A 21,982-nucleotide genomic window follows, 5' to 3' on the forward strand; every position below is an offset into this window, starting at 1 on the left:
CTGCCCAAAAGTAGTGGGCTGGCGTGGGAAACTCCACCCGATGATCGAGCAGCCGCGTTGCGGGATCGCGGACATTAACGGGACCCGTCTTCGCCGCAGGCGAGGGCTGAACCGCAGCCGGGGCGGGGCGTGACCTACACCGGATCGGAATTGGCGGGCTTTTCGGCAGCCAGGACGCCAAAACGGCCGCAAGTCGCCACGTCGAACCGCTCCATTCGGGAAAAGCCCCGGACCTTCGCGCTTCCCTCTTGTTCCAGAGGCCATTTCGATCATGTTCGCGGGGCCACGGCGTAGTCCGATTTAGCCGCAGGTTACCTCCTATTGCGGGCGGACAGCGGTTCGAGAGTGCCGTTATACAGCATCGGTATGTCACGCTTTCAGGCTCATCGGCTCAGCCTCGCTGCCGGCGTGATGTTGGACGGTCGAAAACCCTCTCGTCCGGCATCGCTCCATTCAGCACAGGCGGCTCCAACCTATCGAGCCGACATTGATGGTTTACGTGCCATTGCTGTCGTGTCGGTTGTGCTGTTTCACGCCGGTTTCACCAAGGTCGGCGGCGGCTATGTCGGTGTCGACATTTTCTTTGTCATCTCCGGCTACCTGATAACGCAATTGATCGCCAGGGATCTGCAGGCAGGCGAGTTCTCGGTCTGGCATTTCTACGAGCGGCGCATACGCCGCATTTTTCCCGCGTTGTTCGCCATGCTGGCGGTCTGTACGCTGGCATGCGCCTTCATCTTCTTACCCGATGACTTCAGACGTTTCGGCCGCAATTCCGTCGCCACGGCTCTCTTCTCGTCCAATATCGGGTTTTGGCTGAAGACGGGCTATTTTGATGGAGAAACGTACGACCAGCCACTCATCCACACCTGGTCACTGGCGGTGGAAGAGCAGTTCTACATCCTGTTTCCGATATTCCTTGTCTCGATCTGGCGCCTGGGAACCGGCAATGTTCGCTGTCTCATTGCGAGCCTCGCTGGAATTTCGTTCATCGCAACCATCGTGGTGATGCAGTACGACGATGCTGCCGCTTTTTACCTGACCCCATTCAGGGCGTGGGAGCTTTTGTTGGGCAGCCTCATGGCGCTCGAAGCCTTCCCACGCGTCACCAAGCGCTGGCAAAGTGAGGTGGCGACCTGGGCTGGACTGCTCCTGATCGCCGCCGCCGTGCTGGGTTATTCCGAGACGACTTCATTTCCTGGTATCGCGGCGCTACTTCCGTGCATCGGAGCTGCCCTTGTCATTCACGGAGGACGTGAAGCGAGCTGCTGGGTCACGCGGCTGATTTCGACAAGGCCGTTCGTCGGCGTGGGCCTGATAAGCTACTCCCTGTATCTTTGGCATTGGCCGCTGATTGTCCTGGGCAGTTACCTGGCAATCGACGAGCTGAGTTCGCTTCAGTCTGTTGGCCTGGTGACTGCCTCGTTCACTCTGGCGCTCCTGTCCTGGCGATACATCGAGCGACCGCTCAGGGTGCCGTCGCGCGTAAGCCGCCCCGTGTCCGTCTTGGCTGGAGGTACTTTGGCCATCGTCGCCGTGGTGCTAACCGGTGCCGTGATCTACCATGACAATGGCTGGCCGACGCGCTTCTCCAAGGACGTGAATGTGTTGTCCAGCTATGCTTTCTCCGCCAACCCTGAAGCGGATAAATGCGCAAACGTGTTGCTTCAGCTTGCGGCAAAGTCTCCCTGTACAATAGGCACCTCTGAAAATGCCCGCATCTTCCTGTGGGGGGATTCTCACGCCGGAGCGCTGTTCGGCGCGATGTCCGAGTTGGCTGCGAATGGCGCAAGTACGGTCTACGGCGCCACTCCCCGCTGCCCCCCTCTGCTTGGTGTCGGAAGCGACGGAGCGTGCATCCAGGGAAACGATCTTCGGCTCAAATACGTCCTCGGCCGCCCAGAGCTGAAGACCGTTATAATCGCCGCCAGGTGGTCTCTCTACCTGGAGGGCCGTGCCGTCGAACTTGGACCGGCAGAACGCAACGGCGACCTTCCCCAGTTGCAGGACCGCAACGGCGTTCAATTCGACCGCTTCTCAAACGAGGCGCGCGAGGCATTCGAGATATCCCTGAGAAAAACTGTGCGTCGGCTCCTCGAAGCCGGCAAGAACGTGATCATCGTCTATCCCGTCCCAGAAGTGGGTTATGACGTCCCCTCCACGGCGGCCCGACTCGTAGCGCACGGACATGATCTGTCTGGCTTCAACGTGTCGGAGCGCCTCTACCGGGAGCGGCAGCAGATTGCGTTTGGCGTTCTGGACAGGCTGGGCCAACATCGCGGCCTCGTTCGCGTGTATCCAACGCAGGCGCTTTGTCCGCAGGAACGGTGTGTTGTCATGATGGGCGGAAAACTGCTGTATTTTGACAGCCACCACCTCAGCATCCCAGGGTCCGAGGCACTCGAGCCATTGCTTGCAAGAGCTCTGCGACAAGGCGCCTGAGGTTCCGAGGCTCAAAGCGCGTAGCGTTTGAACGGAAACGCAGAAAGCCGTCTTGCACTTTGCTGGAAATCGCTTTTAGCGGAGGTGCCGGCGGCCCTGAGCGTCGACGATGGTGTTGTCCGCGACGTTTGCACTGATATGCGCGCCGTTGTGGATCAGGCAACCGGCACCGATCTGGACACCCAGCAGCACCGTTGCGCCCATGCCCACGACAGACATGGCCCCGACGCTCACCCCGCCGGCGACGATGGCGCCCGGGGTCAGGTGGGCATTGTCCTGCACGATGCTGTCGTGGCAGACGATACTCCCCTGGTTGACGATGACGTTGTTGCCGATCGTACAGCGCGGGCCGATGCTCGCGCCGGCCAGAATATGGCAGCCATCTCCGATCCTGGTCGCCTTGGAGACGATCGCGGATGGGTGGATCACAGGCGGCAGGATGAAACCCATGGCCGCAGCGCGTTCGAACATGGCCCGCCGCGCCTCGCTTGACTGGGCTCCGCCGATGCCGATGAAGGCGTAGCGGGTACCCTCGGCGAGCAGACGCTCCAGGCTCTCTTGCGTACCGATCACCGAAATGCCGGCGCAGACGTAGTGGCCAACGGGCAGGGCCTGGTCGGTGCAACCGAGGATCTCGTATCCGGAGCCATCGAGAGCATCGATCAAGCAGGCGGCGTGGCCGCCGCCGCCGATGATGACCGCCCGTCGCGTGGACGCGGAAGGAACGGCAGACTGCGCCCCGTGCGAACCTGCAACTATCGCCTCGGATCGGCAGCTGGCCGCCGCGCGCACCTCGGCTTCGCCGATGCGGCCGTTGGAGGGCCTGACATCCGCCAGATCGATCCCGAGCTCGGACGCGGCCTTGCGGGCCTTGGCCGTTATCGCGACCTCTTTGACAGCGCTATCGGTTGGGCTGGCCGCTGCGGATGCGCTCGCATTTTCGTCGGCGATCTCGCACAGCGTTGAGCCGACGGCGACGAAGTCGCCGATCTTGACGTCGAGCCGGCCGATTACCCCTGCCTCGGGGGCATTGACCTCAACGGCAGCCTTCGTGGTCTCAAGGACAAAGAGAAGAGCCCCTTGCTCTACGCCTTCACCCTGCACGACCTTGATCTCGATCAACTGAAGATTGTCCTCGTTGGCGTTAACCCGCGGGGCCTCGACAAGCACAGTCATGAAAGCTTAGCCTTTCTTGAACAGATCGATGCAGGCCGCCTGGATGGCGTTCACACCTGGCAGCAGATCGTCCTCCCATTCGCGGCTTGAGGGAATAGGATGGTTTGGCCCGGCCAATGCGCTGAAGTGCTTGACCCTACCGATCAAGGCGCGCGCACACTCGGACGCGAAGCCCCAGCCAGGAGAGCCCTCCTCCACGACGAGAACGCGGCTGCACTGGCCGACCTGGCTCAGGACCTCCTCGCCGGGAAAAGGCGACAGCTGTTCAACGGCCACCACGGTGGTTGCGATTTCCTCCTCTTCGGCGAGCTTGTTTGCGGCAGCAACCGCGTGCTCGACGCAACCCCCATAGGTCAGGATCACGATGTCCGAATCCGCCGGACGTGGAAGGGCGGCCGTGCCGAGCACGGGCCTCGAATACATGACCTTGTTTTCGATTATCAGGTGAGGGGACCGAGAAGCGAGGGCCCGGTGCAGGAGCGCGCCTGGATCCGCATACTCATGCGTTGCAAACACGGTAAGGCCCGGCACGCCGCAAAAATGCTTTTCCAGGCTTTGCGAGTGCGTCGGTCCATAGCCGCGCCGTCCACCCATGGGCGCGCGGATGATGATCGGCACCTCGACCTGATCGTTGTACATCCAGCGAAACTTGGCTGCGTGGTTGATGATCTGGTCGGCGGCAAGGGCGATGAAATCTCCGAACATGAGCTCGACGATCACAGGCCTGCCCTTGAGGGCCATGCCCGCCGCCATGCCGACGATGCCACCTTCGCTGATCGGCGTGGTCCAGACACGATCCTGATACGCCGTGGACAGGCCCTTGGTCACTTTGAAGGCGCCGCCATAGGGGTCGAGGACGTCCTCGCCCATCACCACCAGCCGTAGATCGGCTTGCATGAGATCGTGGAGCGCGCGATTGATCGATTCGACGACGCGCATGGGTCAGCCTCGCGCCAGGGTTGCGGCAGCCGCGGATTCGACGGCGCGATCCACGGCAGATCGACAAAAGGCGTCGATCTCCTCGAACTGCGCAACACGCTGGCGCATCGGGGGGATCGGATCCCGGGCTCGAGCCTGTTCAAGCCGCAAGGGCGGCCGGGTATCATCTCCCTTGCTGTGGGGACCGATCCGTTCGGTCCGCAAATAGAGCCAGCACGGACGGCCCTCGGCGCGAATATAGGCTACAGCCTCCTGGGCAAGCTCACATATCTCGACCGGATCGTTGCCATCGTAGGCGAACGTGCGGATGCCGAAAGGTTCGGCCCTGGCGATGATCGAACCGGAAACGGTGAGATGTTTTGGGGTGGTTTGGGCGATGTCGTTATCCTCGACCACAAAAAGCACGGGGGCACCGAAAACCGAAGCGAGGTTCAGGCTCTCGTAAACAGCTCCTTCACCCATCGTTCCATCGCCCAGGAACACCACCGCGACGGCGCCCTCGTCTTTTCGTGCCAGTGCACTGCCGACCGCCACGGGCGCTATGCCGCCTTGGATTCCATTGGAGTGGAAGTTGCGGAAACACAGGTGCTGACTGCCGCCGCGCCCCCCGCAAATGCCGGTTACGCGCCCCATGATCTCGGCAATCAGGCCCTCGACTTCACCCGAGTAGGCAATGAAATGACCGTGGCAGCGGTGATTGCTCCAGACAATGTCGCGATCCCGGTCAAGAGCGTTCACCACCCCCACCGCATTGGCTTCCTGTCCGATGGATGTGTGCGTGGTGCCGAACAGCAGCCCTTGGGAAAACAGCTCCAGCAAGCGCTCCTCGACAAGCCGGATGAGGATCATCTGCTGATAAAGCCGGGCCACGGTCGGCAATTCGAACCCAAGCAGCGTCCTTTTTTCCTGAGGAAGGGTAAGGTTCTGCAATGCTGAAGACGGCACCAATTTCAGCTCTCCAAAGGAAGACGCCGGAATGGCTCCATCTTTCCTGATGGCGTGCTCGTTCATCAGGCCGCCTCGAGCTGGCGCGAAGCCGCGACAAGGATGGACCGCGTCGTCGACGCTGCCGCCGCCGTTTCCTCGGTCGTCCAGGACGGGTCGACCAGGAACGCGATGCTCGTTTCACCAAGCTGCCGCGCGACGGGCAGTCGCTCGGACGGCGCCACGCCGGCATCCGCGAATGCATGCTCGAGATAGATTTCGGAACAGCTGCCCGAGAAGCACGGAACGCCTGCCGCGTTGACGGCCGCGATCAGCTCGTCCCGCGACCATCCCGAAGACAACATCTCCGGCTTGATATAGAAATAGCATCGATACCAGGCATGCCTGTGTGCCGGATCGAGCCGGGGCGTGTACAGCATCGGCAAATCGGCAAGCGTGTTTATCCAGATGGCAGCATTGCGCTCGCGTTGGTGAATCCAGTCGGGCAGGCGTTCGAGCTGCCGCAAGCCAAGCACGGCCTGGATGGATGTCATGCGCCAGTTGGTGCCGATGCTGTCATGCAACCAGCGGAATCCGGTCGGCCGATGAGGGGCAAAGACCACATTATAGTTCTTGCCGTGGTCCTTGAGGCTCCAGGCGGCAAGCCACAATTTCCTGTCGTCCATCGCGACAAGCCCGCCTTCGCCGCCCGTCGTGATGATCTTGTCCTGGCAGAACGAAAATGCCGCTATGTCACCGAAGGAGCCTATCGGTCGCCCGTTGTATTCGGCGCCATGCGCCTGGGCGCAATCCTCGATCACCTTGATGCCGCTGCGCTTTGCCAGTTCCATGATCGGCGCCATGTCGCACGGCCATCCGGCGATATGCACGACAATGACCGCCTTTGTCCGCGCCGTTATCTTCGGCGCGATCGTTTCGGCGGAAAGATTGCCCGAGGTCGGGTCGACATCGGCGAAGACAGGTGTCGCACCGGCAAACATGACGCAAGCGGCCGACGCGACGAAACTGCGGGGCGTTACGATCACCTCATCGCCGGAGCCGATGTGGAGGATCTTCATTGCAAGATCCAGCGCGAGGGAGCCATTGGCCAGCGCCACGGCATGACGTCGGCCGAGGCTGCGCGCGTAAGCGCGTTCGAAGCTCTTCACATGGTCGCCGGTCCAGGCGTTCACCCGGCCAGACCGCAGAACGTCCACGACATCGGCTATCTGTTCTTCGTCGTAAATCGGCCAGCGTTTCATCTCGGAACACTCCAGCTAGAATTCAGATGACATTTCTAAGAAGGACAAAGGCCTCGGCCGCCCTCAAATGGACGGCGGTGCCCCTAACGATCGCCAGCGCCCGTAATGTTTCGATCGAACGCTCGTGCGGGAAATTCTTGATCTGCGAAGCGAACATCGACGCAGCTTCGAGTTTGCGGTCGAGTGTCGCCTGGATGTCTATGAAGACATTCGGCACGAAGCTCGGCGTGACATAGGGTGCATTCCAGTTCGTTTCAGACACCGTCTCGTAGGCCATGATCGTCCGCGGGTAGTGTGACTGGGTGGGACGGGCGGCAACCAGCGACGACAGGAAGATCAGCTGGTGGTCCATATGAACATCGCCGACGAAGGGGATGAGCAAGGTGTCCGGCTTGACCGCCTGCAGCAGAGCTTGCAACGCCGCATTGACGGTCGAGTGCGGTGTCTGGCCGAGCTGCGCGGCGGGCAGATCAAGCCAATGCGTGTGTCGCACGCCCAGGCCGGCATGGGCCGCCTTCGCCTCACTTCGGACCTGCTGCGTCATCTCCTCGGTGAAGGCAGGCGGACAGCCTCGCGTAACCACCGCGACATGGACTTCCCCGCCTTCCGCGGCGACCCGGGCTATCGTGCCGCCACACCCCAGAACCTCATCGTCGGGATGCGGCGCGATCACCAGGAGCCGACCAAGGGCCGGGCTCATGACCGAACCGTCCCGGCGGGCATCGCCTTCAAAGCGTGATCGACATGGCGGCGGTCGATGCGTTCGCCCAACAGGGCGACCAGGACGGTCAGGATCAGTATCTGCAGATCGAGCCAGAGATTGCGATTGCGCACATACCAGAGATCTAGCGCCAGCTTTTCACCGTTGGTGAGGCGGGTATTGCCGTTCACCTGCGCCCAGCCAGACAGGCCCGGACGGACCGTGCAGCGAACACGTCCCAGGTCGCCGAAGTCGGCGATGGTGGCTGGAAGCAACGGGCGCGGCCCTATGAACGCCATGTCGCCCTTGGCTATGGAGACAAGTTGAGGCAGCTCATCGATGCGGATGGCGCGCATCAGCCGGGTGGCGGGCGTCTCGCGCAAGGCGTCGGGCAGCAGCACGCCATCCGCATCGCGCCCTTCACGCATCGTACGAAACTTGCAGATGACAAAGGGGCGGCCTGCCAAGCCGCTGCGGGTCTGGCGAAAGAACAGTGGACGACCGACACTCGCCCAGACAATTGCGGCGGCCACCATCCATAGCGGCAGGCTGAGGATCAAAAGCACCACCGCAGCGATCCGGCTGGGCATCGCCCGGCCTATCGGCACGCGAGCGGTCAGTTCGGGAGACCGGGCCATCGGATTGCTGAGACCGATCATTGTGACGGCCCCACCTGGACGGGAGGCGGCGCCGCGACTGGAGCGTCAAGACGGCTGGCCAGGTCCAGGGCATTGTCCAGACGGTTTATCGACACCAGGATCGTGTCTCCGGCTACAATCGGATCGTCGAGGGTCGCCACCTTGGTGGCTATCTGGCCGTTCTGCTTGCGGCGGATTTGGTAGGTGAACGCGATGGTGTTGTTGGTGCGTGTCTGTTCCGCCGCCAGTGTGCTCAGCAGCAGGATCTGCTCCTCGGTCGACTCGCGAACCGAGACCAGGCGCTCGATTTCAGAGTTGTGGGCCTGAAGCTCCGTCAGCGCTGTGTGCGTCCAGGTCTGGGTGGCGTCGTCCAGGTCACGCTGCAACTGGCTCAATTCCCGGCGAACCGTCGACGCCTGATTGTAGATTTCAAGCAGATGCGACTGCTGCGTGGTCGCCTCGCGCTCGGCGTTCGAGAGATCGGTAAGCGTGACGATGCCTTTCTTGTTGAGGGCCCTGACACGCTCGAGATCGGCTTGCGACGAAGCGATCACAGTCTTCTGTATGTCCGATAGCTGTTCAATATTGGCGAGGGCGATGTTCACTTCGTCGATTCCCGCCAACAGCTGCTTGCGACGTGTGGTCAGTGCGTGTTGATCCGTTTCAAGGATCCGCTGCTCCGTCGGAAGCAACGTTGCGAGCAGATTGGCATTCATGAGGCCTCTGATCTTGGGAGGCAGATCCAGCTCCGAGATCTTGTCGTTGTTTGCCAACTGGGCCTTGATGCGCGCGGCGGCAACGGCTTCCTTGGCGATCTGCACCACGCTTTCATCAAGGGTTCCGCGCAGCCGGGCGCGCGTCACCACGCGATCCTCGGCAGTGGCTCCGCCCGTCGATTGACCACCGGCAAGCGCCACCGCCTGCTCCACGGTCAGTGCTGGCTGGTACGGAAACGAGCCCGGAGCCTTGACATCCCCAAGGACAAAGATCGGACGGAAGCTGACCACCGCCAGGGCTATATGCGGGTCGTTGAAGAACTCTCGGTCGATGAACGCCTTGCGGATATGCTTCAAAGCGTCAGGCACCGTCAGGCCGCCAACTTCAAAGCTGCCGATCAGCGGAATGTTGACCGCGCCATCGCTGGCCACCGTCAGCTGTTCGGCAGGAAGCGCATCGTCAATGAAGTCGAACGAAACCACATCGCCGACCGAAAGCTTGTAGCCGTCGTCAGCCGCGGCCCTGGCCGCGATCGGGCAAGCCAGGATCGCAACAACAGCGGGAACCGTGATCCGGGCATGTTTCAACGCTTTCGCGAGGATACTGGTCCACGAGCCTATCGATCGCCCGCTCCGTGCCGGATTGCAAAAAGATGCCATGGAAGCCCACCACAGAAATTTCCTGTGAAGACCCTAGCGACACCTGTGCGCGGACAATGAGTCATACATTTGGTGGAGCGGTGACAACCTTCGGTCTCGTGCCCACCCAATTTGGCTAACTGGATGTCGATCGTAACCAACGTATGGTGCGGCTGGATACTGTCGGCCGATTGAACGCTTCCTCGTGGCGGAGCGCCGCAGACAGCTGGGAAGCTTGCGTGCACACAAGTGTTCTTCACACGATCACCAGTCTCGACGTTGGCGGCGCCCAGGTCATGCTTGCCCGTTTTCTTGGCCGGATCGACCAAAACCACTTCTCATCTTCGGTTTTATCGCTGCTTTCACCTGGGCCATTGGCCGCGCAGGTGAAGCATGCGAATTCCGGGCTCGTGTCGATCAGCATGACGGAGCGGCCGCGGCCGCGCGATGTCTTTCGGCTGACCCGGTCGATAAGCAGGGCGGCGCCCGACCTTCTTCACGGATGGATGTATCATGGCAACGTCGCGGCAACGCTCGGCTCGGTGCTGGGCTTCAACTTCTCGCCGGTAATCTGGAGTATCCATCACACGGTTCGCGACCTCGCCGACGAGAAACCGTTGACGCGCCAGCTGATCCGGCTCTCGGCCCGGCTGTCGAGCCGCGCCAGCGCAATCTCATATTGCTCGCGCGTGGCCGCCGACGATCACGAGCGTCTGGGCTTTGATCCGCGCCGCAGGGTGGTCATTCCGAACGGAACGGATTGCGATCAGTTTTCTCCCGCGGCCGACGCCGGTGAGAAATTGCGCCATCTGTTCGGCTTGCCGCCCGAACGGCTGATCATCGGCCATGTGGCGCGGTTTCATCCCATGAAAGACCAGATCAGCCTGGTTCGGGCCATCAGCCGTGTGCTGGCGCAGGGATACGACGTTCAGGGCGTGTTTATCGGGGAGGGACATGCCGATGGGCCGGTGCGGCGCGCCGCCCGCGACCTCGGCATAGACGACCGTATTACGACGCCGGGCATCCGCGGTGACGTTGCCGATCTCATGCCCGGCTTCGATGTCTACGCGCTTTGTTCAGCTTGGGGCGAGGCTTTTTCCCTTGCCGCCGGCGAGGCGATGGCAAGTGGCGTGCCGGCGGTGGTGACGGCGGTCGGCGACTCCGGCTGGCTCGTCGGCGACAGTGGAGTGGTCGTTCCGCCCCGGGACAGTGAAGCACTGGCCGCCGGCTTGATCAGGCTTGTCGGCCTTGAGCCGGCCCAGCGGCGCGCTCTGGGCCAACAGGCGCGTCGCCGCGTCATGGAGAACTTCTCACTATCGCTTTACGTCGATCGGCACCTGGAACTCTACGCAACAGCTCTGGGGCGTCGTCGCCTTATCTCGAGCTGACAGGAGTGACTGGTGGTTGTCATGCACGCGAATGGTCGAGATCATTTTCCCGCCGGCGGGGACGATGCGATGCGCCGCAAGCGGATCGTCGTCATCGCAAGCCTGACGCGTTCGCTCGTCAATTTTCGCCTCGAATTGTTGAAAGCCATGGTCGCCGCCGGGCACGAGGTCATCGCGCTCGCCCCCGACAATGACGGGCAGGCCATCGCCAGGCTGGGTGCGATCGGCGTCAGCTTCCAACAGATTCCGATGGCCAGGACGGGTACCAATCCGCTGGCCGATCTGCGAACGCTCAAGACACTCTACCGGCTGATGCGCCGCCTGGCTCCCGACATCGTCCTGCCCTACACGATGAAGCCGATCATCTATGGCGGGCTGGCGGCGCGGCTTGCCGGAGTGCCTCGGCGGTTTGCCCTCTTCACCGGGTTCGGCTTCATATTCAGCGGCAGCGTCACGGGCCTGCGTGCAACTGTCCTGCGCCGGTTGAGCATTGGTCTCTACCGCTCGGCCCTGAAGGGTTGCGAAGCCGTTTTCGCCTACAATGAAGCCGATGCTCTCGACATCCGGCGCCACAGGATGGTTTCCGCGACCACGCCGGTGATCAAGGTTGCGGGTTCCGGGGTGGACCTGACACTGTTTGCAGCCAGCCGCCCCCCACCCGGGCCACCCATCTTCCTCCTGATTGCTCGCTTGCTGCGCGAGAAAGGGATTGCCGAGTTTGCAGCCGCCGCGCGCATCCTGAAGGCCAAGCACCGTACCGCGCGTTTCCAGATTCTCGGTCCGTTCGATCCCAGTCCCCTCTCCATCTCGAAAGCCGAAATGGACCAGTGGACCAGGGAAGGAGCCGTGGAGTATCTCGGCGAAACACACGACGTCAGCCCGTACCTGACCGCATCCACGGTGTTTGTGCTGCCGTCCTACTATCGCGAGGGCATTCCCCGCAGCGCGCTGGAGGCCTTGTCGACGGGCCGGCCGATCATCACGACCAACGCGCCCGGCTGTCAGGAAACGGTTGTCGACGGCGAGAACGGGTTTCGGGTCGAGCCACGCGACGTGAATGCGCTTGCCGCGGCGCAGCGGGCTTTTCTCGAAGATGAGGAACTCGCCGCCAAAATGGGCGCCAACTCAAGAAAGCTCGCGGAAGAACGCTTCGATGTGCACAAGGTGAACCATACCTTGCTCGAGGCGATGGGGCTGTAACAGGGCGCCCGTGATCGTCTGTGCGGTCACGGGCTATCGGCGAAGAAATAACGCCGGATCTGCTGCCGCCTCATGTAGGCCTTCCGCAGGGCGCCGCGAGCCTGTTGGAAAGGGTCGACGCGGTTGAACACCCAGCCAATCGATGGGCCGCCGGCGAAGCGCAGGCGCTCGACAACCTGGGAAAGGGCTTCTTGAGTGGTGCTGTCGAACGCGGCCACGACGACGATTGTGTCGACCGAGGCGGCAATCCTGATTGCGTCCTCAACAACGAGCACGGGCGGTGCATCGATGATCACCACATCGTATTCAAGCCGGAACGCCTCCAGCAATTTGGTGAGCTGGCCGGAGTTGAGGAATTCCGGCAGCGTCTGGTCGTCGGCGGACGGCGCCAGAATATCGAGCTGCGGGATATCAGGCAGCGTCTGGACGATTTCCGCCAGAGCGCAATCGCCTTGCAGATAGTCGCCGAGTGTCCTGCTGGCGGAGCCCAGCTCCATGGCGGTGTGAAGGCTGCGGGTTCGTAAATCCAGATCGATCAGGGCGGTCAGCGCGCCATCCATGCCCGCTGCCATGGCAAGGCCCATGGCTGTCGTCGTCTTGCCTTCCTGCGGCAAGCCGGAACTGACCAGAACGACATGTTTGCTCCGCCCACCGTTCATCCGGGCGCAGGCATTGTAAAGCGATCGGAAAGCATCGGAGAAAGCAGACCGCGGCCGTGACAACAAGGTTTCGAGAGGGGGCAGGGCGGGGCGCAGGAACTTCTGAGGCAACCGCGGAATTGACGCCAGCAGGGGAGCGCGTATCAGCTTCGATGCCCGCCGCAAGTCCCGTATCCGGACTTCCATGCTTTCAAGTGTCAGCACCAGAATCAGCGCCAGGACAAGCGACGCGGCCAAACCGCCCGCAAGCATCAGACGAAGCTTGGGAAAGGAAGGGCTCGTCGGGATCTCGGCCATGGAGACGGTTCGCACGCCGGGTTCGACCGCTTCCGAAAACGGATCGAGACTGCCAAGTTTACCGGACACGAGGTCGTAGAGCTTTTGCTCGGTCGCCAGATTGTTGTTCAGTTCACGCAGCTTGGCCTCCGCCAGGCTCCTTTGACGCAGCTCCTCGTTGGAGGCCTCCAGGCTTTTGACAAGTTGGTTCACCCGGCCTTCGTCGACGCGCACGTCATTTTCCAGGACTGCGATCGTTCGCAGCATCTCTTGAGAAATCATCGCACGGACGGCCGCTACTTTCGCATCGGCCTCCTGGACCAGGGGATGATTGCGGCCGTAATTGCTGGCCAGCTGCGCGCGATCCCTCATCGCTGTCGCTTCATCGTTGCGCAGCGACGTCAGGAAGTCCGATGAGAGCAACGGGTCGACGCCGGCTCCGGTGTCACCGTTCTTGGCCGCTAGCCTGACCTGGGCAAGGCGCGCCTGTGCTTGCGTGTATTCACCCCTGGCGATGCTGAGCTGTTCATTGGCCTGCTGGATCGAGGCGCGCAGCAGATCATCGCGTGGATCACTGGAGACGCCATGCTCGGTCGCGTATTTGGCGATCTGACCCTCGATCGCGGCAATCCGTGATGCGAGCTCGGTCGATTGCTGCCTCAAAAAGCCGACGGCATCCTTGATGTCCTGCCGCTTGTTGTCACGAGACCATTCCACGAACAGTCTGGCAGTTGCATTGGCGATCTTGGCCGCGGTCGCTGCGTCGTCGTTGAAGAACGAGATCGTCATCGCCGCGCTTTCACCGGAGCGATCGACTGACAGGTTCGCCAGATAAGCCGAAATTGCCCGGTCTTGCTGAACATCCTTGGGCGGCAGAGATGCGGCATCCTGCGGGCCCGAGCCGGCGACCAGCGAGAATAGTCTTTGCGGTATCCAGACAATCAGGCCGACTGCCTGTGACAGCACACCGCCGCTCGAATCCGAAGTTCCTCCGGCGGCGGCTGGCGGCAGATAGGTGTTGAAGTCCGGATCCTGGATGAGGTCGAGCCGGTCGACCACCAGGCTGGCGAATACGCGAGAGGCGATCAGATCCGCCTCGGTGTCCATCCGCGACTTGTCAGGCTGCTGGTTCGGCTGCGCCTGCGTGGTGTCGAGAGGATTGGGATCGTCGGTTTCGACAACGATCATGGAACGAGCCGTATAAGTCTTGGGAAGTTCCACCGCGGCGATGAGCGCGAGTGCGGTGCCTGCAATGACGATCGCAACGATCAGAAGCAGGCGTCTGCGGAAAAGACTGTAAAGTTCGCGCGCGCCGAACGTCCGCTCCTCCAAGGGTTCGGGTGACTCCTGAAGGAATGGCCCCAGTCGGTTCCACACGCTGTTTTCGTCTACCAAGCTCACTGATCGCGCCCCTGTTCTTATCGATCTCACCGGGTCTTCAAGCCGAGTTCGAGACCCAACCAAGCGACAAGTTTTTAGCACGGATACACGGACGCCAGCGCGTTCAAGAGGCTTAGTCGCGGCCATGGGATTATCCGAAAGGATAGCGTAGGTGGCCGCGGGCATATCTTGGCATATGTACCGAACTGCACGTCCATGGAGGCTGGTGAAAAGAACGCTCACATAGTTTTCAGGAGTGACGATGAATCATGCCGGGGTCCCTCGCGGGTACTGGGCAAAGCCCGACCGCAGGCCGGCTGCGGCGTCGTTGTCAAATGGGACCGGCAAGATCGGCCTCTGGCTGGCAATGGCCTCCGTCTTTCTCACCCCCTGCAACATCCTGCGGGTCGACACGTTCTACTTCACCGCCAGCGATGCCTTCGCCCTGGCCGCCGTCTTTGCCATGGTCCTGGGGAAATCCCTTTCGCCCGCCCCACTGGCAGCCGGGACGCTTCTCTGGAACACCGGGGTGGCGCTCCTGTGCGGCATGCTGCTGCTCAGCAGCCTGATCAATGGTGATCCGCAGCGAGGCTTCATCATCTCGGCGCAGTATCTGTATGCCTATTTTCTCCTGGCCTTCATGCTGGCGTCGAGGCCCTGGAGCGAAACGGTCCTTCTTACGAAGGCGCTTATCTGCTCGATCGGCTTGATGTGCATTCACGGTATTGTGGTCATCGACATTCTCAGGCAACAAGGCACCTACCTGACCAGCGGCAATGGCCGCTTTATCGGCTGGGTCGAACGCGAGAATGAATGCGCGACGCTGATTGCGCTCGCGGTCCCCCTGTTGTTGTGGCTGGTCGCTTCAGGGGGTGCCCGGCCCCGCTGGGCCTGGATCGGAGTGCCGCTCTTTGCGTATGGCATTGTCCTGACTGGTTCCAATACCGGGCTGATCGGCCTTGTCGTCGCGCTCACCGTCTTCGTTGCCATGACGGGCTCCTGGCGCCGCATCATTCTGTTGGCGGTGTCGTCGCTCGGCGCGTTCTTTGTCGTCGTCACGTGGGGCCGCGACTTCCTGCCCCCGATCTTCCAGCGCCGCGTGCTGAATGCGCTGCAGAGTGGCGACATTGACGAGGCTGGAACGTTCGCGGACCGCATGCGGCTTATCCGCGAGGCCATCACCAAGGCGGACAGCAGTTCGCTGCTTGGCATCGGCGCCGACCAGTATCGACATTTCAGCGAGCTGCATGCTCCAGTCCACAACGTCTATCTCTTGATATGGGTTGAGGCGGGGCTGGCTGGGTTGATCGGTTTCCTGCTCATGCTGGTAGCCGGAATAATCATCGGCATGCTCGCTGCCCGGCTTCGCCAGGGACGAATATCCGCCATTTGCACCCTGACGACGGTCCTTCTCTTCGCCGCGTTGGCCAACGCGCTGCCGCACCTCTACAGCCGGTTTTTTGTCGTGCCCCTGCTGCTTGGGATAGCGCCCAGTGTTGCGATTTTGCGCGGAGGGCCAGTGCCAGGAGCGGTCGCAGGCTTCCTGCGTAGCGCCCGCTCCACCCGTGGCCGGCTACAGCTTCTTCAACGCGGACCAAATTAGGGGTGCACAGCGGCTGAGTTTTGCCAGCCTGACAAGGCCGATCGGCGCTCGCGAAGGCCCGGTCGGAATCTCCATATGGATAGGGCCGATGACGTGCAGCTACTTCCCCGGCGCGGACGCCTGCGGCGAGATAAAACGACCGAGGGCAAACACGCCGTCGATAAAATCCTGTCCCATTACAAACCGGCCCTCAACCCAGCGCCCCTGGGCATCCTGGCTGTCGATGAGCTGACGCACCTTCGAACTTAGGTCGCCGGCGCTCAACTCATCCATGCCACTGATCCACAGCTGTTGGCGGGAAACCGGCAAGCCGCGCCTGGCAAGCTCCAGCCGGGCGAACACCGGCTCGATCTCGGCCCCCGTTTTCATCCCGTAGTGGTGCAGGAGGTTCTTGTCGTCGAACGTCACCTGGTCATCATCGTCGACGTAGACCGGGCGGTTGGTGTTGAGTTCATAGAAACGTGCCCACTTGCCGTCGGGCAGGCGCGCCGCTTGCAACCATTTGGCCGCGGCCTCGGCCGCGTCCAGCAGCCGCGCATCCTTGTTCTGCTCGTTCAACTCGATCAGGTAATCAATATTGCCGGCGGTTTCGCGCGAGACGACACCTGGCGGCTCGAACTTGCGACCCCACACTGGCTGCATGGAACGATCGTATCCCTGGGCCCAGCCCTGTTGCGGCGCAGGGAGCTGGGCCGCGAGGAGAAAATCGCCGACCTTTTCGGCTGCCTGGAGATATTTGGGATCACCGTATGTACGGTAAGCGTTGAGAAAGAGACGGCCCATATCGCGAGGGAGATTGTCATTGACGATGAAGTAGGGCGGACTGTCGGGCTTCTGCCACTCGTGCGACCAACTGGCCGGAATACTCGCCTTGGCGGCCGTCTCCACATCCGCACCCGGCGCGGCTCCCTTGAAGAAGACCGGAAAGGCCCCGTTCGGGTACTGCACCCGCATCAATCGATGAAGCGCCTTATCGATGCAGGACCGGACATCCGGATCCGAACCGCCGCTCGCCCGGTCGAACCACATCAGGAAATTCAGCACGCTCTGTGTGTTGTTGTCGTCGAGGACGGTCTCGTTGCGATGCGGATTGTCCTTGATGTCGTGACAGGCGTTTCCATCTGTCTTCAGTGCGCGGTAACACCACGTGGCCGCCTTTTTCGGGTCGGTCTCGATCCTGTAAAACCACCCGCCGGATTCCAGCTGCGTCTTGACCAGAGCCGTTGCCACGAGCTGGGCCGACTGAAGCCATTGCTTGTCGCCGGTAACCTCGAAAATGCGCAGGAAGGCAGCTCCGACCGCCGGCGTCCCAGGCGGTTGCACCCAGCCAACGCTTGTCGGCACGGCACCGCCTTCGCCCACTCTCCTTTGGCCATCGAGCGAATATTTCCATACATAGGTTCCGGCCACACCGAGGTGATCGCGGAAGTAGGCGCCCGCGCGCTCGATCGCGCCCCGTGCCTCGGCGACGGTCGGTTGAGGCTCGCCGGCCAAGGCGGTGCCGCAGGACAGCGCGACAACCAGAGCTGAGGCGATACGTCTTCGCACGGCCGCTCCCGCCGGCATCAGGCAGCGGCTTCGCGTTGAGGCGTGGCCGCCTTGGCCGAGCCGCGGATCACGTGAGGCACGAATGGCGTCGCCGCCGCAGGTTTTGTTTCCTCTCTGTGGTAGCTGGGAAGCAACCGGGCAACGAGGTCCAGCACGCCCCCGGTGTCGCCAGCTTTCGCCAGGCGGCGCAGCTGCGAGAATTCCTTGCGAAGGATCTCGAGCGGCACCGGATTGGGCACCGCGCCCAAGACTCCGGAGATCGGAACGTCGACACGTCTTTCTCTTTCGTCGAAGAGTTCCTCAAACAACTTTTCTCCGGGCCGGCAACCGACAATCTTGATCTTGATGTCTTCATCCGGCCGAAAACCGGCGAGCTTGATCATGCGACGCGCCATGTCGATGATCTTGATTGGCGCCCCCATGTCCAGAACGAAGATCTCGCCCTGTCCCAGGCTTTTCTCCAGGCCATGGGCCGATGCCTGCAAGGTGAGCTCAACCGCCTCCCTTATCGTCATGAAGAAGCGCTTCATCTCCATGTCGGTTACGGTCAGCGGGCCGCCATGGGCGAGTTGGCGCTTGAACAGCGGGATCAGCGATCCACTCGAACCCAGGACATTGCCGAAACGAACGGTCATGAAGCGGGCTGGGGTTTCGCCGGCGACGAAGGCCAGGTCCAGGGACTGGCAATAGAGTTCGGCCAGGCGCTTGGTGGCGCCCATCACGCTGGTCGTGTTCACGACCTTGTCCGTGGAGATCTGGACCATCGCCTTGGCACCGCAAAGGCGGGTCGCCTCTGCCACGTTCATCGTACCGATGACGTTGGTGAGAATGCCCTCACAGGGATTCAATTCGACCATCGGCACGTGTTTGAGTGCCGCTGCATGGAAGACCAGGTCGACGCAATGCCGTTGGAAGATCTCGCCCAGGCGAACCGGGTCGCGTACATCGCAGATGTATGGCTTGCGGTGCACATTCGGGAACTTCTCCGCCAGTTCCAGATCGATGGCGTATAGATTGTATTCGCTGTTATCGATCAGGATCAGTTCCGCCGGACCAAGCGCGGCAATCTGCTGTGTGAGCTCGCCGCCGATCGAGCCTCCGGCGCCGGTGACGACGATGCGGCTGTTTTCGATCATGCGGGACAACGCAGCTTTATCGAGCACTGTCTGGGGCCTTTCCAGCAGGTCGGTAAGCTCGATCGGGCGCAACTCGAAGCGGCTCTCGTGCTTGGGATTGCGCAGCTCCAGGACGGGCGCCGGCCGCGAGACCGCGATGCCCAGGCGTTCGGCCCGGTCGATCAGCGCTTCGAGCGCCGGGTCGACGAGACCAGGCATCCTTTCGGTAAAGATCACGTGCCGGGGCTTGATGCCGCGGACTTCCAGGTCGCTGATCACCGTGTCGAAGTCTTCGATGCTGCCAAGGACCGGCACGCCGCGCAGGAAATACCCCTCCGTCGTCGCGGCATTGTCGAGCAGACCGACCGGCCAATGGGGTGCATCCGGATCCCGCTGCAGTGCCCGGATATAGTGATCGGCTGCATCACCCGCACCGATCAGCAGCACGGGAACCATGTCGCGTCCGTTTCTCGCCCTGTTTGCGGCCGGGCCAAAACGGCCTGTCTCGACGAGCTTGGAGCGGATGCGGACCGAAATGAGCAACGGCACGAGCAAGAGGACCTCGATCACCATCACCGAGCGAGGGATCGAATCGAGGCGTGTCGCCACGAACATCATGAACACGAAGGCGAGCGATGCGACGATTACCGCGCGCAGGATACCGAGCATGTCGCCGACGGAAGCATATCGCCAATTGCGGGTGTAGAGGCAGGTCACCGGGAAGACCACGGCGCATGTAAACAGGAAGCAGGGAAGTGCGAAAAGCAGCGAATGGTAGCTCTCCGGACTGGTGACCTCTCCATCAAGGCCCAATCGCATGAATGAAGCAAAGGACAGCGCCGCGAGCGCCATGGCCAGATCGATGATGTAGAGATGAAGATTCTTGCCGACGGCCTTGGCGCGCCCGACCACCCTGCGACGCAAGTACGACAGAACATGAACGATGGTACGCGGTTTGCTGACAAGACGGCCGACAGCGATTGCGGTGGCTATCAGAAGCGATTGGCCTCCGAGCGGACCGATTGCTTCAAACGGCTGATCTAACTGGCTCATCCTAGGACCTCGACAAAGCTTAGCCGCCGCGCTCTGGGAGAGCACGTCAAGATTATCGGCTGTTTGCACCCCGCAGACACAAATCCGGGCTTGCCAAGACCTTGTTCAATCAAGAACAGGTTGGCCTGCTATCGTTCGGATTCGAGGCTACGATTTATCGTTGCTATGGAGCGCCTTGCCTGCTTTTGGCGCAACACCTGCTTTTGTGCAGGGAGTAGCTATCGGAACCGCGAGAGGAACTTTCCCGAGTTAATCCAAAGAGGTACTTCCGCCAGTCTGGACAAGCCAGCCAGACAGGTCCCGCTGCACCAGCGTGCCCAACTGCTCGACATCGGCGGCGTAAAAGTCGACGAGCTGGGATCGAAGTCTTGGGGGGAAAGGCGGATAAGCAATCTTTCCCGCCAGGGCACCCCGTGCCGCCTCGAAGAGAGAGGTGTTCCGGAACGGACGAACCAGAGGTTTCAACGGCTTCATCATGTTGCGCAGCTGCGGTCCGACCATAGCTTCGCTGCGGTCCTTCACTTTTTTCGCCACCGGCAAAGCCACGTCGCTCTCAGGGAGGTTCAAAAACGTCCTGACCTTGCTCAACTGTTCGACAGGCCTTGCGACTGTTTCCTCGAAAAACAGAACCAGCAGCCGATCCTTCGGATAGAGATCCAGATAGGCCTGCAACTGTGCGCTATAGAGGCCGCCGGCGAGAAAACGCCCAGGCGAATCCCTGCCCACGTCAAGGTAGGATTCTATGTCGCGGTCGACCTCGCCGCGGCGAAAGAGCATGCAATAGTCCGAGTACGCACGCTCGACCGGGTTGCGAAGCTGCACGATCAGCCTGACATGGGGGAGCAGCCGGTGAACCCGTTGCGGTGCCGACGGAGTGTCCAGGTAGGAGTTCGACTTTTCACCGACGAGCTGTCCAGGACGAGTTTTATGAAATTGGCGGAAGTACCAGTCGTCGCCGCGATCGTAGTGGCGACTGAAGTAGTGCAGCTCGGGATCCGGCATGCTGACGTCCGGATCGGCCTGCAGCGACTGCTGCAGCCAGGTCGTGGCGCATTTCGCAGCGCCGATGATGAGGAAGTCGATATCCTCTGCCTGCATTTTAGAACCCTCTTGGATCATTTGTCACCTGTCGTACTGCAAGCCAACCTGGCCGCCGCCGGAGCGCGGAGCGCTTGCCCATAAACTTCCATGACCTTTTCGACGTGCTGCTGCGTGCTATAGGAAAAGCAGGCTTGCTTGCGGGCCGCCTGGCTGATGCGTGCCCACAGCGAAGGATCCGAAAGCAACCGTCGCAGCGGCTCCATGAAAGCTTTGGTGTCTTCCGGAGCGACCAGAAATCCCGTCCGTCCATTCTCGATGGCTTCCGGGTTGCCGCCGTGATCGGTCGCAACCACCGGCGTGCCGAGAAACATCGCTTCGATCAGGGTCCTTCCAAAAGGCTCCCCTATCGCGGGAACGACCAGAACATCCGTCGCCGCCAGGAATGGCTCGATAGGGCTGCGAAAGCCCATGAAACGTATAATCCGATCCAGCCCGCGCTCGACGCAAAGCGCGCGCGCGGCAAATTCAAGATTATGCGAGCCTGCCGGCGAGTTGCCGAACACGCAGCCGACGATCGGGATGTGCGGATGCTCGCGTCGGAAACGTTCAATGATGTTGATGAAGAGAAGCGGACGCTTTCGCTCGATCAGGCCGCCAATGAAACTGAGAATGTGCGTGCCTGGCGCGAGGCCGAGCTCTTCCAGAAGCTTTGCCTTGGCCGCGGCCCTGTCAGGGATGTCCAACGGGTGGTCGAAGGGGCTATGGATAACGCTGAGGCGTCCGTTGAGGGATCGGATCGGATGCTTCGGCCGTGAGAATCGCGACACCGTCACCATGCGATCCGCAATGAACGGCCCGAGAATATTGGCGCCTTTTGCATCGGGATCGCCGCGATGATGCCAGACCAGCCGGGCGCCCGCAAACCGTGCGGCAATGCCCCAATTGATATGCGTTCTTCCATCATTGGTATGAATGATGTCGAACCTCTGCTCCCGGATGAAGCGGCTCAAATGCGGCAGCGTGCTGGTCAAATAGGTGGCGACACCTCCCCAGGTCGTTCCTTTCGCGGGCAATGTCGTCAAAGGAGGCAAACCCATGAAGGGCTGGCCCTCCATCTTCAGAAAGTCTGCGAGCGGCCCCGTGATGTCCTGAAGCACCAGGACCGGTGCGACCCTTGAGGTGTCGAGATTCTGGACAAGCTTCAGTGCCGAGATGTGACTTCCGCCGACATCGTCACCGACAAATGGAAAGCAAACCCGAATTCGACCGGTCTCAGCACTCAT

General features: G+C 61.4%; 16 protein-coding genes. 4 read left to right on the forward strand and 12 right to left on the reverse strand.

The window, feature by feature from the left end:
- Positions 1-366: 366 nt before the first annotated feature.
- Positions 367-2,442: an acyltransferase family protein gene (locus MESOP_RS10415; protein WP_083833228.1), complete on the forward strand. Its 2,076-nt coding sequence runs from the start codon at positions 367-369 to the stop codon at positions 2,440-2,442.
- Positions 2,443-2,517: 75 nt separating this feature from the next.
- Here the strand turns inward: MESOP_RS10415 and MESOP_RS10420 are convergent, their stop codons facing one another.
- Genes MESOP_RS10420 through MESOP_RS10450 form a run of 7 tightly spaced genes read right to left on the reverse strand, consistent with a single transcriptional unit; the run spans position 2,518 to position 9,457 of the window.
- Complete coding sequence (locus MESOP_RS10420) at positions 2,518-3,618, reverse strand: NeuD/PglB/VioB family sugar acetyltransferase (protein WP_013893294.1); 1,101 nt, start codon at positions 3,616-3,618, stop codon at positions 2,518-2,520.
- A gap of 6 nt (positions 3,619-3,624) precedes the next feature.
- Complete coding sequence (locus tag MESOP_RS10425) at positions 3,625-4,557, reverse strand: alpha-ketoacid dehydrogenase subunit beta (protein ID WP_013893295.1); 933 nt, start codon at positions 4,555-4,557, stop codon at positions 3,625-3,627.
- A 3-nt stretch (positions 4,558-4,560) separates the two neighbouring features.
- The gene (locus tag MESOP_RS10430) at positions 4,561-5,568 is read right to left on the reverse strand and encodes a thiamine pyrophosphate-dependent dehydrogenase E1 component subunit alpha (RefSeq protein ID WP_013893296.1); all 1,008 of its coding nucleotides are present in this window, start codon (positions 5,566-5,568) and stop codon (positions 4,561-4,563) included.
- The gene (locus MESOP_RS10435; protein ID WP_013893297.1) at positions 5,568-6,743 is read right to left on the reverse strand and encodes a DegT/DnrJ/EryC1/StrS family aminotransferase; all 1,176 of its coding nucleotides are present in this window, start codon (positions 6,741-6,743) and stop codon (positions 5,568-5,570) included. Before MESOP_RS10435 ends, MESOP_RS10430 begins: the two co-directional genes overlap by 1 nt.
- A 22-nt stretch (positions 6,744-6,765) precedes the next feature.
- Positions 6,766-7,443, reverse strand: coding sequence for a PIG-L deacetylase family protein (locus MESOP_RS10440; RefSeq protein ID WP_013893298.1), 678 nt, complete (start codon positions 7,441-7,443; stop codon positions 6,766-6,768).
- Complete coding sequence (locus MESOP_RS10445) at positions 7,440-8,102, reverse strand: sugar transferase (RefSeq protein WP_013893299.1); 663 nt, start codon at positions 8,100-8,102, stop codon at positions 7,440-7,442. The genes MESOP_RS10440 and MESOP_RS10445 overlap by 4 nt, the downstream gene beginning before the upstream one ends.
- Positions 8,099-9,457, reverse strand: a complete 1,359-nt coding sequence (locus tag MESOP_RS10450; RefSeq protein ID WP_013893300.1) for a polysaccharide biosynthesis/export family protein — start codon at positions 9,455-9,457, stop codon at positions 8,099-8,101. Before MESOP_RS10450 ends, MESOP_RS10445 begins: the two co-directional genes overlap by 4 nt.
- Positions 9,458-9,675: 218 nt before the next feature.
- Here MESOP_RS10450 and MESOP_RS10455 point away from each other — a divergent pair, with 218 nt between their 5' ends.
- Positions 9,676-10,824, forward strand: a complete 1,149-nt coding sequence (locus MESOP_RS10455; RefSeq protein ID WP_013893301.1) for a glycosyltransferase — start codon at positions 9,676-9,678, stop codon at positions 10,822-10,824.
- A gap of 69 nt (positions 10,825-10,893) precedes the next feature.
- Entirely contained in the window at positions 10,894-12,024 is a 1,131-nt protein-coding gene (locus MESOP_RS10460; protein WP_013893302.1) for a glycosyltransferase family 4 protein, read from the forward strand.
- Positions 12,025-12,050: 26 nt separating this feature from the next.
- Here the strand turns inward: MESOP_RS10460 and MESOP_RS10465 are convergent, their stop codons facing one another.
- Positions 12,051-14,360: a GumC family protein gene (locus MESOP_RS10465; RefSeq protein WP_167313544.1), complete on the reverse strand. Its 2,310-nt coding sequence runs from the start codon at positions 14,358-14,360 to the stop codon at positions 12,051-12,053.
- Between the two features lie 241 nt (positions 14,361-14,601).
- On the opposite strand from MESOP_RS10465, the gene MESOP_RS10470 reads away from it, so the two are divergent.
- Positions 14,602-15,942, forward strand: coding sequence for an O-antigen ligase family protein (locus tag MESOP_RS10470; RefSeq protein WP_013893304.1), 1,341 nt, complete (start codon positions 14,602-14,604; stop codon positions 15,940-15,942).
- Between the two features lie 99 nt (positions 15,943-16,041).
- Here the strand turns inward: MESOP_RS10470 and MESOP_RS10475 are convergent, their stop codons facing one another.
- The 4 genes from MESOP_RS10475 to MESOP_RS10490 form a co-directional block, all read right to left on the reverse strand.
- The gene (locus MESOP_RS10475; RefSeq protein WP_167313545.1) at positions 16,042-17,490 is read right to left on the reverse strand and encodes a hypothetical protein; all 1,449 of its coding nucleotides are present in this window, start codon (positions 17,488-17,490) and stop codon (positions 16,042-16,044) included.
- 17 nt (positions 17,491-17,507) lie between these two features.
- On the reverse strand, positions 17,508-19,529 hold the full coding sequence (locus MESOP_RS10480; protein ID WP_245265066.1) for a nucleoside-diphosphate sugar epimerase/dehydratase: 2,022 nt from the start codon (positions 19,527-19,529) through the stop codon (positions 17,508-17,510).
- Positions 19,530-19,907: 378 nt separating this feature from the next.
- Positions 19,908-20,756, reverse strand: coding sequence for a sulfotransferase family protein (locus MESOP_RS10485; protein WP_013893307.1), 849 nt, complete (start codon positions 20,754-20,756; stop codon positions 19,908-19,910).
- 17 nt (positions 20,757-20,773) lie between these two features.
- The gene (locus MESOP_RS10490) at positions 20,774-21,982 is read right to left on the reverse strand and encodes a glycosyltransferase family 4 protein (RefSeq protein ID WP_013893308.1); all 1,209 of its coding nucleotides are present in this window, start codon (positions 21,980-21,982) and stop codon (positions 20,774-20,776) included.

Origin of the sequence: Mesorhizobium opportunistum WSM2075 (assembly GCF_000176035.2) — a bacterium.
GTDB lineage: Bacteria > Pseudomonadota > Alphaproteobacteria > Rhizobiales > Rhizobiaceae > Mesorhizobium > Mesorhizobium opportunistum.

Excerpts from the sequence above, each read along its gene's own strand:
- MESOP_RS10415 (WP_083833228.1), top strand. The coding sequence starts at position 367 with ATGTCACGCTTTCAGGCTCATCGGCTCAGCCTCGCTGCCGGCGTGATG.
- MESOP_RS10420 (WP_013893294.1), bottom strand. The coding sequence starts at position 3,618 with ATGACTGTGCTTGTCGAGGCCCCGCGGGTTAACGCCAACGAGGACAAT.
- MESOP_RS10425 (WP_013893295.1), bottom strand. The coding sequence starts at position 4,557 with ATGCGCGTCGTCGAATCGATCAATCGCGCGCTCCACGATCTCATGCAA.
- MESOP_RS10430 (WP_013893296.1), bottom strand. The coding sequence starts at position 5,568 with ATGAACGAGCACGCCATCAGGAAAGATGGAGCCATTCCGGCGTCTTCC.
- MESOP_RS10435 (WP_013893297.1), bottom strand. The coding sequence starts at position 6,743 with ATGAAACGCTGGCCGATTTACGACGAAGAACAGATAGCCGATGTCGTG.
- MESOP_RS10440 (WP_013893298.1), bottom strand. The coding sequence starts at position 7,443 with ATGAGCCCGGCCCTTGGTCGGCTCCTGGTGATCGCGCCGCATCCCGAC.
- MESOP_RS10445 (WP_013893299.1), bottom strand. The coding sequence starts at position 8,102 with ATGATCGGTCTCAGCAATCCGATGGCCCGGTCTCCCGAACTGACCGCT.
- MESOP_RS10450 (WP_013893300.1), bottom strand. The coding sequence starts at position 9,457 with ATGGCATCTTTTTGCAATCCGGCACGGAGCGGGCGATCGATAGGCTCG.
- MESOP_RS10460 (WP_013893302.1), top strand. The coding sequence starts at position 10,894 with ATGCGCCGCAAGCGGATCGTCGTCATCGCAAGCCTGACGCGTTCGCTC.
- MESOP_RS10470 (WP_013893304.1), top strand. The coding sequence starts at position 14,602 with ATGAATCATGCCGGGGTCCCTCGCGGGTACTGGGCAAAGCCCGACCGC.
- MESOP_RS10485 (WP_013893307.1), bottom strand. The coding sequence starts at position 20,756 with ATGCAGGCAGAGGATATCGACTTCCTCATCATCGGCGCTGCGAAATGC.
- MESOP_RS10490 (WP_013893308.1), bottom strand. The coding sequence starts at position 21,982 with ATGAGTGCTGAGACCGGTCGAATTCGGGTTTGCTTTCCATTTGTCGGT.